General features: G+C 68.7%; 21 protein-coding genes. 18 read left to right on the top strand and 3 right to left on the bottom strand.

Annotated elements, in window-relative coordinates:
- Positions 1 to 26 precede the first annotated feature (26 nt).
- The 15 genes from AC51BJ_RS07210 to AC51BJ_RS07140 all read left to right on the top strand — a co-directional run bounded on the left by AC51BJ_RS07210 (position 27) and on the right by AC51BJ_RS07140 (position 11980).
- Entirely contained in the window at positions 27 to 785 is a 759-nt protein-coding gene (locus AC51BJ_RS07210) for a substrate-binding periplasmic protein (protein ID WP_496279776.1), read from the top strand.
- A 55-nt stretch (positions 786 to 840) separates the two neighbouring features.
- Positions 841 to 1248 (top strand): c-type cytochrome, encoded by a 408-nt coding sequence (locus AC51BJ_RS07205; protein WP_496279775.1) that lies wholly within the window; start codon positions 841 to 843, stop codon positions 1246 to 1248.
- A 61-nt stretch (positions 1249 to 1309) separates the two neighbouring features.
- Positions 1310 to 1738 carry a c-type cytochrome gene (locus AC51BJ_RS07200; RefSeq protein WP_496279774.1) on the top strand — a complete coding sequence of 143 codons (429 nt, stop codon included), beginning with the start codon at positions 1310 to 1312 and terminating at the stop codon, positions 1736 to 1738.
- 31 nt (positions 1739 to 1769) lie between these two features.
- Positions 1770 to 2240 carry a GlcG/HbpS family heme-binding protein gene (locus tag AC51BJ_RS07195; protein WP_430432889.1) on the top strand — a complete coding sequence of 157 codons (471 nt, stop codon included), beginning with the start codon at positions 1770 to 1772 and terminating at the stop codon, positions 2238 to 2240.
- Between the two features lie 135 nt (positions 2241 to 2375).
- Complete coding sequence (locus tag AC51BJ_RS07190; RefSeq protein WP_430432890.1) at positions 2376 to 3095, top strand: flagellar brake protein; 720 nt, start codon at positions 2376 to 2378, stop codon at positions 3093 to 3095.
- A 347-nt stretch (positions 3096 to 3442) separates the two neighbouring features.
- Entirely contained in the window at positions 3443 to 3772 is a 330-nt protein-coding gene (locus AC51BJ_RS07185) for a hypothetical protein (RefSeq protein WP_430432891.1), read from the top strand.
- Between the two features lie 104 nt (positions 3773 to 3876).
- Positions 3877 to 5112 (top strand): NnrS family protein, encoded by a 1236-nt coding sequence (locus tag AC51BJ_RS07180; RefSeq protein ID WP_496279773.1) that lies wholly within the window; start codon positions 3877 to 3879, stop codon positions 5110 to 5112.
- 2 nt (positions 5113 to 5114) lie between these two features.
- Complete coding sequence (locus AC51BJ_RS07175) at positions 5115 to 5555, top strand: RrF2 family transcriptional regulator (protein WP_496279772.1); 441 nt, start codon at positions 5115 to 5117, stop codon at positions 5553 to 5555.
- Positions 5552 to 5863, top strand: a complete 312-nt coding sequence (locus AC51BJ_RS07170; protein ID WP_496279771.1) for a metal-sulfur cluster assembly factor — start codon at positions 5552 to 5554, stop codon at positions 5861 to 5863. Before AC51BJ_RS07175 ends, AC51BJ_RS07170 begins: the two co-directional genes overlap by 4 nt.
- A 30-nt stretch (positions 5864 to 5893) precedes the next feature.
- On the top strand, positions 5894 to 6298 hold the full coding sequence (locus tag AC51BJ_RS07165) for a ribonucleotide reductase subunit alpha (RefSeq protein ID WP_496279770.1): 405 nt from the start codon (positions 5894 to 5896) through the stop codon (positions 6296 to 6298).
- On the top strand, positions 6295 to 7377 hold the full coding sequence (locus AC51BJ_RS07160; protein ID WP_496279769.1) for a DUF8744 domain-containing protein: 1083 nt from the start codon (positions 6295 to 6297) through the stop codon (positions 7375 to 7377). The genes AC51BJ_RS07165 and AC51BJ_RS07160 overlap by 4 nt, the downstream gene beginning before the upstream one ends.
- Positions 7374 to 8030, top strand: a complete 657-nt coding sequence (locus AC51BJ_RS07155; RefSeq protein WP_496279768.1) for a 5-formyltetrahydrofolate cyclo-ligase — start codon at positions 7374 to 7376, stop codon at positions 8028 to 8030. Before AC51BJ_RS07160 ends, AC51BJ_RS07155 begins: the two co-directional genes overlap by 4 nt.
- 19 nt (positions 8031 to 8049) lie before the next feature.
- Positions 8050 to 9501, top strand: a complete 1452-nt coding sequence (locus AC51BJ_RS07150; RefSeq protein ID WP_496279767.1) for an AAA family ATPase — start codon at positions 8050 to 8052, stop codon at positions 9499 to 9501.
- Positions 9498 to 11108, top strand: a complete 1611-nt coding sequence (locus AC51BJ_RS07145) for a VWA domain-containing protein (RefSeq protein ID WP_496279766.1) — start codon at positions 9498 to 9500, stop codon at positions 11106 to 11108. The genes AC51BJ_RS07150 and AC51BJ_RS07145 overlap by 4 nt, the downstream gene beginning before the upstream one ends.
- Positions 11105 to 11980, top strand: coding sequence for a Rossmann-like domain-containing protein (locus AC51BJ_RS07140; RefSeq protein ID WP_496279765.1), 876 nt, complete (start codon positions 11105 to 11107; stop codon positions 11978 to 11980). Before AC51BJ_RS07145 ends, AC51BJ_RS07140 begins: the two co-directional genes overlap by 4 nt.
- A 173-nt stretch (positions 11981 to 12153) precedes the next feature.
- Here the strand turns inward: AC51BJ_RS07140 and AC51BJ_RS07135 are convergent, their stop codons facing one another.
- Both AC51BJ_RS07135 and AC51BJ_RS07130 read right to left on the bottom strand, forming a co-directional pair.
- Complete coding sequence (locus AC51BJ_RS07135; RefSeq protein ID WP_496279764.1) at positions 12154 to 12432, bottom strand: type II toxin-antitoxin system RelE/ParE family toxin; 279 nt, start codon at positions 12430 to 12432, stop codon at positions 12154 to 12156.
- Positions 12429 to 12698, bottom strand: a complete 270-nt coding sequence (locus AC51BJ_RS07130; RefSeq protein WP_496279763.1) for a CopG family ribbon-helix-helix protein — start codon at positions 12696 to 12698, stop codon at positions 12429 to 12431. The genes AC51BJ_RS07135 and AC51BJ_RS07130 overlap by 4 nt, the downstream gene beginning before the upstream one ends.
- Before the next feature lie 385 nt (positions 12699 to 13083).
- Here AC51BJ_RS07130 and AC51BJ_RS07125 point away from each other — a divergent pair, with 385 nt between their 5' ends.
- From AC51BJ_RS07125 to AC51BJ_RS07115, 3 genes are all read left to right on the top strand, one after another.
- On the top strand, positions 13084 to 14061 hold the full coding sequence (locus AC51BJ_RS07125; RefSeq protein WP_496279762.1) for a PEP-CTERM sorting domain-containing protein: 978 nt from the start codon (positions 13084 to 13086) through the stop codon (positions 14059 to 14061).
- A 149-nt stretch (positions 14062 to 14210) separates the two neighbouring features.
- Positions 14211 to 14444 (top strand): DUF1653 domain-containing protein, encoded by a 234-nt coding sequence (locus tag AC51BJ_RS07120; protein WP_430432904.1) that lies wholly within the window; start codon positions 14211 to 14213, stop codon positions 14442 to 14444.
- A 51-nt stretch (positions 14445 to 14495) separates the two neighbouring features.
- Positions 14496 to 14945: a GNAT family N-acetyltransferase gene (locus AC51BJ_RS07115; RefSeq protein WP_496279761.1), complete on the top strand. Its 450-nt coding sequence runs from the start codon at positions 14496 to 14498 to the stop codon at positions 14943 to 14945.
- Between the two features lie 227 nt (positions 14946 to 15172).
- Here AC51BJ_RS07115 and trxC read toward each other — a convergent pair whose 3' ends face one another.
- Positions 15173 to 15598 (bottom strand): thioredoxin TrxC, encoded by a 426-nt coding sequence (gene trxC, locus AC51BJ_RS07110; protein WP_496279760.1) that lies wholly within the window; start codon positions 15596 to 15598, stop codon positions 15173 to 15175.
- Positions 15599 to 15932 lie beyond the last annotated feature (334 nt).

Here is a 15932-nt window from a genome sequence, read left to right as displayed (position 1 = left end):
CGCCCGCAAGGGCGCCCCGTATCGTCATGACGAAGTCCACCGTATTCCGCACCGCCGCCTGCGCGCTCGCATTGGCGCTGTCCTCCGTCGTGCATGCAGCGCCGCTGACCGCCTGCGTGGTCGACGGCAACGAACCGTTCTCGTCCAGCGCGGGCGGTGCCCGCGGCCTCGACGTCGAGGTCGTGCAGGCGCTGTCGGCGAAGCTCGGTCGCGAACTGAAGCTGAACTGGATCGTCGTGCCGTCGCGCGGCGGCATCGGGCGCGCACTGAAGCAGTCGATACAGGCGGGCGCCTGCGACCTGTTCGTCGGCCTGCCGGAAACCGAGGGTGGTGGTGAGGACCTGGCCGAACGCGGCCTGGTCGCCTCGACGCCCTATGTGTCGGTCGGCTACGTGCTGGTCGCCCCGACGGCAGGCAAAGTGAAGTCGCTGTCCGATATGGGCAAGGCCAGGGTCGGCGCCGTCACCGCGACGCCAGCCGACCTGCATCTGCTGGCCGGTGGCTACAACCGCACGCCTTACGGCAATCACCGGCAGTTGATGGAGGCGCTCGCGCGCGGCGAGATCGCTGGCGCACTGGTGTGGGCCGGCCGCCTGGCTGACGCTCCGCCGCCGGACGGCATCGGCGTACGTCAGGTGCTGACCGAACCGTCGCTGACCACCCGGTTCGTCATCGCCAGCCGGCGCGCCGACGCGGCGCTCGGCGGCGAGGTGAACGACGCGCTGGCGGCGCTCAAGGCCGACGGCACGCTGGACGCCATCGCGCGCCGGGCCGGCTTCCCGTGATCCACCGACGCTGGCGGCTCGCCGCCGGCGCCACCGCATTCGAATGGAGTTGCAGATGTTTCGTGTCATCGCAGCGAGCCTGCTGCTCGCCGGCCTGATCGCCGGAGCGCAGGCCGACGACGCCATCCCGGCCACCAATCCGCTGGCCAACGACCCGGAAGCTGCGAAAGCGGGCGAAGAGCTGTTCGGCCGCAACTGCCAGCAGTGCCACAACTCGCGCGGCAAGGGCGGCAAGGGCCCGCAGCTGGTCAAGGGCGCCTGGGGACCGGGCGGTGCCAACACCGATGGCTACATGTACGGAATCATCGCCAACGGCCGCCCGAACACGCAGATGGGCGGCTTCGGTCCGGCGCTGAGGCAGCAGGAGATCTGGCAGATCGTCGCCTTCCTGCGCGAGGAAGCAAAGCGGGTCAAGGCGGCCGAGAAGGCCAAGGCCGGCGCCGAGGACGACCTCTGGTTCTGATTCACCGTCCGGCGGCGCCTGTCGCGGCCGGACCCACCGCATTTCCGATGGAGCACATTTCATGACCTACCCCCTGACACGCGCGGCCGCGCGATACGCCATCGCGCTCACGCTGACGCTCGGCGCTGCACAGGCGCTGGCTTTTGGTCCCGGAGGTCCCGGCGGCGGCAGTTCGCCTGCAGCCAGCGACGCCAGCGCCGGAGAGGAGCTGTTTGGCCGCAACTGCCAGCAATGCCACAACTCACGTGGCAAGGGCGGCAAGGGCCCGCAGCTGGTCAAGGGCGCCTGGGGCCCGGGCGGCGCGAACAGCGACGACTACATGTTCAAGATCATTTCCGAAGGCCGGCCGAACACCCAGATGGGCGGCTTCGGCCCGGCGCTCAAGCCGGAAGAGATCCGCCAGATCATCGCCTTCCTGCGCGAAGAGGCGAAGCGCGTGCAGGTCGCCGACAAGAAGGCGGCCGCGGCCGACGAAGAAAACTGGTTCTGAGCCTGTCACACCACAACAAGGAGAACACGATATGAAAACACGCATCACCGCAGCGCTCGCCTTCGCCCTCGCGGCGGGCAGCGCACACGCACAGACCGCGCAGCCGGCGCTCGACCTGACCACCGCCAAGGCGATTGCCGAGGGCTGCGAAAAGTACGCCGCCAGCAAGGGCTGGCGCATGATTACCGCGGTGCATGACAGCGCCGGCAACCCGAAGTACTTCAGCCGGATGGACGGCAGCATCCTGATCAGCGTGCAGGTCGCGCAACTGAAGGCCGACACGTCGGCCAGCCTGCCGGTGTCCACCCGTCAGTTCCGCGATCTGGCGAAGGGCATTCCGGGCGCGGAAGTGCTGCCGCGCACCACTTCCATCATCGGTGGCTTGCCCATCATGACGTCGAAGGGTGTGCACATCGGTGGCGTCGGCGTCAGCGGCGGCAGCGAGGCAGAGGACGAGGAGTGCGCGCAGAAGGGTCTGGAGGCGGCAAAGCACCTGCTCTGAACGCGGTGGCCGGTCGGCGCGTGAAATGTAAAATTTTTTGCGCCGACGGCCTCCGGCCCCTTCAGTTCCACGCGGATAAATCGTTAAACCCGTTTCGGGTAGCCGATCAACGCCTTACGCCGTGTCGGAACAACAATGAATACCAGAGCCGCCAGCCCCATCGAAGACGCCGTGAAGACCGGCGATGCTGCGACCACACTCCAGGACGTGCTGTTCAAGGACATCGGCCTCAAGGTCGGTGACCGCATGGTGATCGAACCGCCGGCCAAGCTCGGCGACCAGCCGGGCGTGGTCAAGCTGATCGGCTGGGTGAACGAGCTGAGCGTGCTGGTGACGATGCCGGATACGCGCCCCTGGGCCGGCCCGCCGATCGAAGGTGACGCCATCAGCGTGCGCGCCTTCTCCGGTCGCCATGCCTATGGTTTCAGCACCGTCGTCGGCAAACGTTCGGTGCGCCCCTTCGAATACCTGCATCTCGAGTTCCCGCGCCGCATTTCGATGCGGCAGATCCGCAACGCCGAGCGCATCGCCACCTCGATCAGCGCCCGCGTGATGGACACCGACGAGCCGGTGCCCACGGTGGTGACCAACCTCAGTGCCACCGGCGCCGAAGTGCGTGTCTGGCAACCCGGCCGCGAGGTCGGCGACAAGGTGTCGCTGGAGTTGATCCTCGATATCCACAAGGTGCGCACCCGCGTCGTCGTCAGCGGCCACATCCGCAATCGCCACGAAGTACCCGACACCGGCGAGCCCGCCTATGGCGTCGAATTCGACGACATCAACGCGCAGACTTCGGTGTTCCTGAAGAGCTACGTCTACCAGAATCTGGTCGAACAGCCACACCGGCGGCTGTAGTCGCGGATCGGGCTGCAGGGCTTCGATACAGGTGGCTATCGCGAGCAAGCTCGCTCCCACAAAAGCCCGGCTCCGGTTCAGGCTGCAGGTCTGGCGCCCCTCCCTGTGGGAGCGGCCTTGGCCGCGATGCGGCCGCTGCAAACTACGGGCTTCGATACAGGCGGCTGTCGCGAGCAAGCTCGCTCCCACAAAAGCCCGGCTCCGGCTCGGGTCGCGGGTCAGGCGCCCTTCCCTGTGGGAGCGGCCTTGGCCGCGACAGGGCCTTTGACCCGCGGCTCCGGCGAACCCTTGCAAGCGCCCGCGGTCAGCCCCATATCGACGGTTCGCACAGACAGGGGCGCCCACGCATGTACACCGATCCATCCTCCCGGCGCCTGCACGGCCGGCAGATCCACATCCAGCCCAAGGGCTTCTTCGGCAAGCTGTTCGCGGTCATTGCCGCCGGAGGCCTGCTGGTGCTCGGCCTCATGTTCTCGGTGGTGGTCGTCGCCGTGGCGGTGGTCGGCGGCCTGCTGTTCTGGGGATGGATGTGGTGGAAGACGCGCGAACTGCGTCGGCGCATGCGCGAACAGATGGACAACCCGATGCAGACGCCCTTCGGCGACGTGCCGGCCAGCGGTGGCCGCGTCATCGAAGGCGAGGTCATCCGCAGCGAGCAGGATTCGACCGGCCGCTGATTCCGGCCTTTCAGTTGGACGCAGACGCCCGGCTTGTCCTGCGTCAAGTCTTAAGGTCTATCGAGGATATATGTTTGCAGCCGTCAACCTGACGGACCGCGAACATGGCCATCCTGCTTTCCATCGACGAACCGGCGACCAGCCCGGCGCACGCGCCCTCGGCCGACGCCTTCCTCGAAATGGGGTTCCGCCCGCTCTACCTGGCTGGCGCGCTGTGGGCACTGGTTGCCGTGGCGCTATGGATATTTGCGCCGCAGCTGGCGGGCGGCACGCTGGGCGGCTTGGCCTGGCACGCGCATGAAATGCTGTGGGGCTTCGTTGCCACCATCGCGGTCGGCTTCCTGATGACGGCCGGTGGCGCCTGGACTGGCATCAACCCGATCGAAGGGCGCGCACTGGCCGTGCTGTGCCTGCCGTGGATGGTGGCACGCGCCGCCTTCCTGCTGCCGGGCGACGCCGCCTTCCTGGTCGGCGCACTGGCCGACGTCGCCTTCTTCGCGCTGGCCGCGGCTGCGCTCGGGCGTTCGGTGCTGCTGTCGCGCAATACCCGCAACTACGCCGTGCCCTTCATGCTGCTGGCACTCGGCGCGACCGACGCTGCCTTCCTGATCGCCGCCCGCGCCGGCGACTACGGCACGCTGATGCAGCACTTCAACGCCGGCCTGCTGGTGATGGCGCTGCTCACGCTGCTGGTCGCCCGGCGCGTCATTCCCTTCTTCGCCATGCGCGCGGTGCCCGGCCTGACCGTGCCCACCCATCTGAAAAGCGGCATGGCGCAGCTGATTGCGAGTGCGCTGGCGGTGCTCGGTCTGCTCGCCGGCTGGCCGCTCGTGCAGGCGGCCGCGCTGGCCGCGGCGGGCGGCATCGCGCTCGTGCAGTGGGCGAGTTGGAAGCCGTGGCGCGTGCTGCACAAGCCGCTGCTGTGGATTCTGTACGTCGGCTACGTGTCGCTCGGCGCCGGTCTGCTGCTGGCGGCAGCACGTGCTGCCGGCGCCGGTCTGCCGGCCGCGCTGCACGTGCATGTGATCGCGATGGGCGGCTTTTCGGTGCTCATCATCGGCATGATCACGCGCACCGCGCTCGGTCACCTCGGCCGGCCGCTCGAAACAGACCGCAGCATGGTCACCGCCTACGCGCTGGTGATCGCCGCCGCCGTGCTGCGGCTGGCCGCACTGCACCCTTCGGCCGCATCGGTGCATCTGCTGCACCTGGCCGCGACCGCGTGGGCGCTCGCCTTCGCGCTCTACCTGTGGCGCTTCTTCCCGATGATGATCCGCCCACGGCCGGACCGCGCCGGCCCGGCCGTGCAGCCGGTTTCCATCACGCCCCGCCGGAGCTGAACATGCGCCTGACGACGATGACCGACTACGCGCTGCGCCTGCTGATGCACGTGGGGCAGCATCCGGAACGGCTGTGCACCATCGCCGAGGTGGCGCAGGCCTACGGCATTTCCGAGGCCCACCTGATGAAGGTGACGCACCAGCTGGCGCTTGCCGGCTGGCTCGAGACGATACGCGGCAAGGGCGGCGGCATGCGGCTGGCACAGGCGCCGGCCGATATCCGCCTCGGTGCGGTCGTGCGCAGCGTCGAGCCGGATTTCCGCCTGGTCGAATGTCTGACCGACACGCCGCGTACCGGCTGCACGCTCGAAGGACGCTGCCGGCTCACCGCCATCGTCGATGGCGCGCTGCGGGCCTTTCTCGCTCACCTCGACGGTCATACGCTGGCCGATCTGCTGGCGCAGTCGCCGGGCAGCTTCGCGCCACTCAGGAGGGTTTCATGACCGCGAACATCCCGACCATTGAGGCACTGCGCGCCGCGCTGCACACGGTGCCCGACCCGGAGCTGGCGGAAAGCATCGTCGACCTCGGCCTGCTCAAACACATCGACATCGGCGACGGCCGCGTAGACGTCGTGCTCATTCCCACCAGCGCGACCTGCCCGATGGGCGAGGTGCTGATCGAGGACGCGACCGCTGCACTGCGCGCCGCCTGCCCGCCTGGCTGGATGGTCAAGGTCGAGTTCGACTGGGACACCGAGTGGCATCCGGGCCGCATGAGTCCGGCATTGCAGCTACGCTTCGGCTGGTAAGACACCCCGATCATCCACGGAGCCTTCCGCATGCAGATTTCCACCTTTGACGACCTGCTCGCCGCCGCACGCCAGCAGCCAGAGCCGCAGCGCCTGCTGCTGGTGTTCGCCCGAGCCGAACTGCCGGACGGCGTCTCCGCGGCCGAGCGCGCCCGCTTCGAGGCGGGGCAGGGCGGGGCGCTGGTGCCTCAGGTCTGCGTCGACAAGTCGCCGCACGAACTGCAGGACTTCGCGGCGCTGATCGAAGAGTCGCAGCTGTTTGCGCCGGACTGGGCCATTGCCTTCGTCGCTGCGCTGTCTGGCCGCGACGGCCAGCCGCCGACGGCGGCCGACGTCGACCGCGCGCTCGACCGCATGGTCGAGTCGATCAAGGCCGGCCGGCTCGACGGCCTGATGCCGGTCGACCGCCACGGTCGCGCGGTGCGGCTGGGATGAAACCGGCGCGCTCGCCGCTGTGGGGCAGGGCGGTCGCCGCCTGCGCGCTGCTGGCGGCGTTCGCGTTGCTGTCCGGCATGACCGGCGGTCTGGCGCGCCTCGGGGTGCCGCTGCCCCCAATGCCGGCGCCGGTGCACGGCGCGCTGATGCTGTGCGCGTTCTTCGGCACCCTGATCGCACTCGAACGCGCGGTCGCGCTGCAGCGACTGACCGGCCTGCTGGCGCCGCTGCTGGCAGGTATCGGCGGCGTGCTGGCGCAGGTGCCGGTGTTGCTGCCGCTGGCCCAGGTCTGCTGGGCGGCCGCAGCGGCCGGCCTTGTCGCCCTCTATATCTATGCGGGCGTCACCCGTGCCTGGTCGCTGCACCTGCTGGTCGAAGCCGGTGGCGCGGTGTGCTGGCTGATCGGCGTCCTGCTGTGGATGCTGCACGGCGACCTCGGCGCGCTGACCCGCGGTGGCGTCGGCTTCCTCGTACTCACCATCGCCGGCGAACGGCGCGAACTGACGCAGATGGTGCGCCTGCCGCCGCTGGCGCGCCGGCTGTTCGTCGCCGCAGTGCTGCTGATTGCGCTCGGTGTCAGCGGATTGCTGCCCTTCTCGCTGTGGACGGGCTGCGCGCTGCTGGCTGTCTGGCTGCTGTGCTGGGACATCGCGCCGCGCGCCTGGCGCGCGGCCGGTTGGCCCGGTCATACGGCCCAGTGCCTGACTGTAGGTTATCTGTGGCTGCTGGTGGGGGCGCTGCTCGGGCTGTACGGGGAACTGTCGGTTGACGCCGCTGCGGTCGCCGCGACCGGACTGCACGCAGTGCTGCTCGGTTTCGTGTTCGCTATGGTGTTCGGCCACGCGCCTATCATCCTGCCGGCGCTGCTGCGACTGCGGCCGGTCTACACCGGTCTCGCGCGCCTGCCACTGTGGCTGCTTGCAGCCAGTCTGGCGCTGCGCATTGTCGCGGTGGGCGTCGGGCGGCATGATGCACTGATGGTCGCCGGCGCCGGTCACGCGCTGGCCATCCTGCTGTTTGCCGTCGTCATGCTGCGTGCGGTGAGTGCAGGTCTACACAGGAAGGAGATGCCCGCATGAGCACCCCGGACAATCTGGCCGCCTGGCGGCGTGCCGAACGGCAGCGCCTGCTGGCCGAGAGAGAGGCGGTCGATCCGGCACAGCGCATGGCGCGCAACGTCGAAATCACCGGCTATCTGGAAGCCGGCTTTCCGCTGCTGCAGCACATGACGGTCGGCTTCTGCTGGCCCTTCCGCGGCGAATTCGACGCGCGCCATCTGCTGCGCTCGCTGCGCGTGCAGGGTGCGCGCGGTGCGCTGCCCGAAGTGGTCGAGCGCAAGGCGCCGCTGGTGTTCCGCGAATGGTGGCCCGGTGTGGCGACCACGCCCGGCGTGTACGACCTGCCGGTGCCCGACGACACCAATGTCGTGCAGCCGCACGCGCTGCTGATTCCACCGGTCGGTTTCGACGCGCGCGGCTACCGTCTCGGCTACGGTGGCGGTTTCTTCGACCGCACGCTGGCGGCCTGCGCGGTGCAGCCGCTGAAGATAGGCGTGGCCTTCGAACTGTCACGCATCCCCACCATCCACCCGCAGCCGCACGATATTCCGATGGATTTCATCGTGACCGAAGCGGGCATTTTCGAAGTCGGCGTCGACGGTCTGCACGAGATCGACGTCGAAGCCTGTGCACAGCGCGCGCACGCGCTGGTCGCCAGCCGCATCCTGCGCTGAACAACGGAGACCCACCCAGATGTCCGCACCTGCTGTCGCCGTCGAATCCCCTTTCGCGTCGCGCCTGGCCGCGCTGCTCGCCACGCTGGAGCGTGGTCTGGTCGAGCGCCGCCACGTCGTGCGCCTGGCGCTGCTGGCTGCGCTGGCCGGCGAGCATACGCTGCTGATCGGCCCGCCGGGCACGGCCAAGAGCGAACTGGCGCGTCGTCTGCACCGCGCCTTCCGCGACGCCCGCTACTTCGAGCGCCTGCTCACCCGCTTTTCGGTACCGGAGGAGCTGTTCGGCCCGCTGTCCATCCGCGCGCTCGAAGAGGACCGCTACGAGCGCCACACCGACGGTTTCCTGCCGGACGCCACCATCGCCTTCATCGACGAGGTGTTCAAGGCCAACAGCGCCATCCTGAACGCGCTGCTGACGCTGCTGAACGAGCGCGAGTTCGACAACGGCGCCGGCCGTCAGTTGTGCCCGCTGGTGAGCGTGATCGGCGCCACCAACGAAGTGCCGGACGACGAGGTGGGTGAGGCCTTCTTCGACCGCTTCCTGCTACGTGTGCCGGTCGGTCGCGTCAGCGCCGATGGCTTTGCCGCGCTGCTCGAAGCGGGTTGCGCCGACGAATGGACGCCGCCGGACGAGGCGCTCGCGCTCGGCGACGAAGACCTCGGCGCGGTGTCGCTGGCGGCGCACGCAGTCGCGCTGTCGGCGCGCGTGGTCGGCGTGCTGGCCGATCTGCGCGCGCAACTGGCGGAACAGGGCACCTATGTGTCGGACCGTCGCTGGGTGAAGACGGTGTGGCTGCTGCGCGTGGCCGCGGCCGCCGAGGGCCGCGCCGAGGTCGGGCTGTGGGACCTGCTGCTGCTGCCCGCCTGCGTCGCGCCCGACGCCGAACGCCAGGCCGAGGTCGCCGACTGGCTGCATGCGCGCCTCGGTGTGCGCGAGGCCTACGCGCCGCCGCGGCTCACCCGCGTCGTGCAGGCCTTCCAGGCGCAGCTCGAAACCGAGCAGAACGCGAACGACCTCGACTACGACGAATCCGGCCGGCTGCGCTTCTCTCCGTCGGAAGTCGGCACAGAGAAGGCCGAGGAACTGGCCGGCGAGATCGGCGACGCCAAGGGCGGCGCGGGAGCGCTGCGTATGAGCTACAGCCGCCGCCGTCGCTACGGCCCGGCGCACATCGCCGCGCGCACCGCGCAGATCGACGACCTGCTCGCGCGCATCGCCGCCTACGCGGAAGAACTGGCGGCCGAACGCGCCAGCCTCGCCGTCACCCGCGCCCGCACGCTGTGGCTGGACGAAGCGCTGCTCGCCCGTGTCGATGCCCACCTGGCGGCGACCGCTTCGCTGATCGCCGAACTGGCCGAGCGCGCGCGCGACGCGCGCCGCGGTTTCGAGAACCTGCCGCGGCTGTCCGCCGACGAGGCCGTGCGCTACGCCGACGTGCCGGAGCCGGTCACGCACGAGCCACTGGTGTGAGCACGCAGACGCCGCTGCTGTTCCAGTCGCGCGAGGCGCGGCTGGCCGCACTCGACGCGCTGCCGCGCACACTGTGGCTGGGTGCGCTGACGCAGGCGCAGGGCCGGCTCGAACCGCGGTTGGCGGCACTGGTGGCGCTGCGCGCCGCGCTGATCGGCGGCCGCGTGCCGCCGGCCGTCGATTGGTGCTGGCCGACGCCGGATCTGATCGCCGCGCTGTGCGAAACCCTCGCCGAACTCGATCTGCCGGCCTACTGCACCGGCCGCCAGGAACTGACGGACGTGGTCGTGCAGAGCCTGCTGTTCCATCTCGACTTCATCCCCGATTACCGCGACCGTGGCGCTTCCGAGGCGCGCGCCACGCGCATGGCGATCGAGGCTTTCGGTTCCGACTGGCAGAACCGTCGCGGCCAGATGGACGAACTGATGGAGGTGTTCGGCAAGCTGCCGGACGACGGCAAGAACGCGCGCTGGGACCTGCTGCCCGGCCTGCTGAAATCCGAAGGCTGGCGCGAGGTGCTGCGCATCCGCCGCCTGCTCGAACGGCTGCCCGAACTCGCCGAATGCATACGCCGGCTCGGCCGCGCGCGGCCATTCGAAGAACGCGACGACGCCAGTCGCAGTCAGGTCGAGGTGATGGACAGCGCGGTCGCGCGCCGAACCGAACAGCGCACCGTGCGCGTGCCCGACATGCCGGGCGAGACGCGCGGCGTGCATCGCGCCGACCGCATCGCCCGCATGCTGCCGGCCGAATCGGTGCTGCTCGGCCATCCGGCGCTGCGCCTGGTGTGGCACGCCCGCCGCGCCGAGCGCACGCTGCTGTGCTACGAGGACGACGACCGCATGACCGAGGTGCGCCACATCGACGCGCCGGTGCTGCGGCCGCGGCCCGATCCTCAGCCGGACCGGCGGCTGGAAATGGGGCCGTTGCTGGTCTGCGTCGACACCTCCGGCTCGATGCAGGGTGGCGCCGGCGAAGTCGCCAAGGCTGTCGTGCTCGAAGCGGTGCGCACGGCGCACACGCAGGGCCGCGCCTGCCACGTGTTCGCCTTCGGCGGTGCGGGTGAGGTGGTGGACATGCAGATCGGCGTCGACGCCGACGGCATCGGCCGGCTCATCCACTTCCTCGGCCAGGGCTTCAAGGGCGGCACCGACATCTGCGGCCCGCTGGAAAAATCCATCGCCTGCCTCGAACAGGCGGCCTGGCAGATGGCCGACCTGCTGATCGCCTCCGACGGCGAATTCGGCGCCACGCCCGAGCTGGTTGCCCGGCTCGACGACGCCAAGCGCGCGCTCGGCCTGCGCGTGCAGGGCGTGCTGATCGGCGACCGCGAAACGATAGGCTTCCTCGAAGTGGCCGACCACATCCACCCGGTGCGTGACTGGCGCCGTTACGGCGACGGCGCGCGCGGCAGCGATTCGCCGGTGCATACCCACCGCCTCACCGCACTCTACTTCCCGGGCGCGCTGCGCACCGCCGAGAACCGCGACGCCACCGTCAGCGGCGAAATCGCATCGGCTGCCGTGCGCGCCGGCCTGCGGCGCGGCCAGCCCCTGCCTGCCGATCTGTTGCCACCCGAACCTTCGTCCGACGACCCGACATCATGAGCTTTGCCACCGATTACCTCGCCCAGATCGAACGCATCGCCGAGCGCATGCCGCTGCCGCGCGTGCGCGCCCTGCACCTGCCGCCGTCACGGCCGGACGAACCCTGCCGCGACGGCCAGAGCGGCCACGCACGGGGCGAGTTCTGCGCGCTGGAACTGGAGGACGGCAGCATCGGCCTCTCCTACGTGCTGCTCGACGACACACTTGTGCGCCTGCGCAGCGGCCCCGGCCTCGATGACCTGAAGGGCGCCGACGCGCTGGCACTGGCGCGCCGTTACGTGAGCGGGCAGGGCGTCGATCGCACACTGGGCTTCGTCTGCGCCAACGCGATCACCCGCTGCCTGTTCGATCGCGCCGGCTACCGGCCGGATGGCAGCAGCGACTCGATCGGCCAGATGGACCCGCAGCCGGGGGAGGCCATCGGCATGATCGGCCTGTTCGGTCCGCTGGTGGAGCGCATCGTCGCCGCTGGCGCCCGGCTTACCGTGATCGAACTGGATGAGAGCGCGGTCGGCGAGCGAGAGGGCTGGCGCGTCACCACCGACGCCGCCGCGCTCGAAAGCTGCGGCAAGGTGCTGTCCACCAGCACGCTGCTGCTCAACGACACGCTGGACCGCATGCTCGCCCACTGCCGCGCCGCCCGCTGGTTCGCCATGGTCGGCCCCAGCGCCGGCTGCCTGCCCGACGCCTTGTTCGCGCGCGGCGTGACCCTGCTCGGCGGCAGCTGGGTCGAGGACCGCGCAGCCTTCATCGACGGACTCACTTCGGGCGACAAGGACAACCGGAAGGGTCGCAAGTCGACCAGCAAGTTCGCGCTGACGAAGGAGGGGTGGCCGGGGTTTGAGGTGTTGCTGGAGCAGGTGGGCGGATGAGGTCTGTCCTTGCCCGAGCGGAGGCTCGAACTTCCGTTGGCGCCCGTCGTTCGTGCTGATCAATCATGCGCCGCGTTGAGGGATTGTGCGAGCCGTCCCGAAGATTGCCAGGCTCGCGCTTCGTCCAATCTGGTTATCGGCGGGTTGCGATCACGCCAACGACAGGCTGTACGTCAACGAAACTCGCGCGTGTGCCATACGCGCAATATCCAGACTGTCTGATCGGCAGTGATTTCATAGCGCAGTTCGTAGTCGCCGATGAGGATGTAGCGTACTTCGCGCGGTTCAAATTCGGGCAGCTTCGTGCCGATGCGCGGCTGGGTCTGAAGCAGGTCCGGACCCGCGCTCAGACGCTGAATCACGCGGGCCGCGGCCTCCGGATTCACTGGCCGAAGGGAAGCGTGCAGCCGTTGCAGATCACCGAGCGCTGCGCGCGTCCATCTGAGGGTCATTCAGGCTGTTTTCCGGACAGATCCGTGCCGAGGGTCGCCGCCCAAGCCTTCACGTCGTCGTGGCTTACTGCGTTCCCCGCATCCACTTCTGCCATCGCTTCCAGCGTCAGGCGGTAGCGCTCGGTTTCGCGCTCGACGTAGGCGGCAAGGGCCTGCTTCACCACCCAGCCGCGCGAACGCTCAAGTCGCGCCGCCAATTCGTCCACCTGCTCCGCCAGCGCAACCGGCAGGTGAGCGGTCATCACTCGGGTGTCTGCTGAAGCCATTAATCACTCCCAATCACTTCCAATCAAGTTAGTCCCGACCGGGGTTCTTGTCCATCCCCTGTCGGATTTCTTTGCACCCGGCACCGTCGGCGTGCATGGACGTCTGGCGCCCGGCGCACGACCGGGCAGATTTCTCGAAGCCGGTTCGATAGCGATCTACGCGCAATGCATGGGCGGGCGGCCGAGAGCCTATGTCCGGCGGCGCCAAGTGGCTGAGCGGAAAGGTGTCTTGTGCTCTGGCCGGTCTTTGCGCCATCTCCGGCGATTTGCGGCCTTTCTGCCTGCCACCACCACCCCTTCGGCGCTTCATGCGCGAAGGAATGTCTTTTGCTCCGACTCGCCGGGCGAAGAATCCTTCGCCGCACTGATCCGGAGATCACCAAAAATGAAAAAACGGGGTCGTCACCTCCTCGCGCTTGCGCTGTCCTGTAGCAGCTTCGCCGCCGTTGCGGCCGACCAGTTGGTGTGGTCGGAAACCTATCAGCAGTTTCTGCCGCGGTTCGCCACCATCGGTTCGATCAATTCGGCGTCCGTTCCGGGTGGCGCGTCGAGCGCTCTGGTGACCGATCCGACTCGCGTGAAGGGGCCGAATGGCGTCGAGTTCGTCGGTGGTCGCCTGTGGTGGCCGGACCAGCAGCTGAACCGCGTCGTGTCCATGCTGCCGGACGGCAGCAGCTTCAAGACCTATAACGTCGCCGGCGCCTACGACATCGATGTGCAGGGCGGCATGCTCTACGTGACGCGGCAGAACTCGGGCGACATCCTGAGGCTGGATCTGTCGCTGAACTTTCCGCCGGCGGCGACCGTACTCAGCGGCCTGAGCTCGCCGTTCGCGATCGACGTGACGGCCGACAGCGTGTTCTGGAGCCAGGTCGGCACGTCGAACCGCCTGATGCGCTCGAATCTCGATGGCTCGGGCGCGCAGACGCTGCTCACCGGCGTGAATGCCTACGACTTCGAAGTCACCGGTGGCTACATCTACCTGACCACGACCGACGGCTTCGTCAAGCGATCCAACCTCGACGGCAGCGGTCTAACCACGCTGGCCAGCGGGCTCGGATTCCTAAATGGCATCGACGTGACCGACGACACCATCTACGTGTCGGCGCTGCAGGGCCTGTTCACTACGCCCCAGGGCAACACGACGCAGGGCGCCGGCCGCATCGTACGCATGGCGCTGGACGGCAGCGACGCCGTGGAAGTGATCCGGGCGCAGCAGGACTTCGACCCCAATCTGCCGTTCAACCCGTCGCAGGTGCGCGGCGTGGCGGTGCTGGCTGTGCCGGAGCCCTCCGCGTACGCGATGCTGCTCGCCGGGCTTGGTCTGACAGGCCTGGCCGCGCGCCGTCGCCGTTGCGGCTGACGCGACAAGAAGCGCGCAGGTCGCATGGCGTGCGGATGGTGCATCCGGGGCATTCGCTGCCGTGATGTCCCACCTGCAATCCGTGTCGCCTGCGGCTAAAGTATCGGACGGTATACATCCGAACCGAAGCCACGCGCTGACCCCGTCCGATGAGTGATCTGTCACCGCTCCCCGCCATTGCCCCCGGTCGCTACCGCCACTACAAGGGCGGCGAGTACGAGGTGGTCGGCGTCGTCCGCCACAGCGAAACGCTGGAGCCCATGGTGCTGTACCGGCCGCTGTACAACGATTCGGGGCTGTGGGTGAGGCCGTATGACATGTTCGTCGGGCTGGTCGAGATCGACGGCGTGCCCCAGTTGCGGTTCGAACGGCTGCCTGACTAGATCGTCCGGCCGGAATCCGGTCATCATGCGGGTTGTATTCCAGGAGCCCGCATGATGCAGATCGATACCGCCACACCCGCCGACATTCCCGCGCTGTGCGGACTGCTGTCCGCGCTGTTCGCGCAGGAAGCCGAATTCACGCCGGACACCACCGCCCAGGCGCGCGGGCTGGCGATGATCGTCAGCGACCCGCGCGTTGGCAGCGTGCTGGTCGCGCGACGCGAAGGCGAAATCGTCGGCATGGTGAATCTGCTGTTCACCGTATCGACTGCGCTCGGTGAACGCGTCGTGCTGCTGGAAGACATGGTGGTCGCGCCGTCCGCCCGCGGCGCCGGCGTGGGCAGTGCGCTGCTGACCGCCGCGATCGACTTCGCGCGCGTACAGCGCTGTCCGCGCATCACCCTGCTGACCGACCGCGTCAATGCCGATGCGCAGCGCTTCTACGCGCGGCACGGTTTCGTCGCGTCGGACATGCTGCCGATGCGCCGGGTGGACGGCTGAGGACCGTGTTGTTGCGGGAGCGAGCGTGCTCACGATTCCGGCCTGAATCGGCGTCGACGGCCAGCCAATGCCGCATCGCGACCGGAGGTCGCTCCCACAAAACGGCACCTCCCCGGCGGCAGGAAGCGAGCACTTTGTGGGAGCGAGCGTGCTCGCGATAGCGGCCTGAATCGGAGCCCCTGACCGACCGTCCCTTGAGGAAGGCGGGCACCGGAGCGGGTGATCTTCTAGCTGCGCGCTTGCGACTGCACCCAGCGCACGATGTCGGCGGCGCTCATCGCGCCCGGCTGTCGGGCGACTTCGACGCCGTCGCGGAACAGCATCAGCGTAGGAATGCTGCGGATGGCGAAGCGCGCTGCGGTCTGCCGCGCGGCTTCGGTATCGACCTTGGCGAAGCGCACCTGCGGCAGCTGTCGGGCAGCCGCTTCGAACTGCGGCGCCATCATGCGGCAGGGGCCGCACCAGTCGGCCCAGAAATCGACGACCACCGGTAATTCGGTGCGGCCGACATAGGAATCGAAGTTCGCGTCGCCGAGCGCGAACGGCGCAGCTTCAAGCAGCGGCGCCTTGCAGCGCGCGCAGACCGGGCCGTCGCCCAGACGTTCGTCGGGAATGCGGTTGGTGGCGCTGCATTGCGGACAGACGACATGCATGGTGTTGCTCCCCGGAAGGATGTCGACGGTCAGATGGGGTTGGCGACGGTGAATCCAAGTCCGGAGGTGCTTCTTTGGGAGGGGTCTTCTGACCCCGACCGCGGCCTGTATCGAAGCCGGTGTGCTGCGACGGCCGCGTCGCGGTAAGAAGACCGCTCCCACAGGGGCGGTACGCCAGAGCCAAGGTCTGAGCCGTGGCCGGGGTTCTGTGGAAGGGATCTTCTGACCTGACCGCGGCCTGTGTCGAAACCGGTGGACTGCGGCGGCTGCGTCTCGGTCAGAAAACCCCTCCCACAGGGGGCGGTGCGCCCGGGCTACGACCCGAGTCTGGGCT

The sequence above is a fragment of the Methyloversatilis sp. S146-33 genome, from assembly GCF_059552495.1.
Note: the sequence above shows the minus strand (reverse complement) of the source record. Positions and strands in the feature narration are given on the sequence as shown.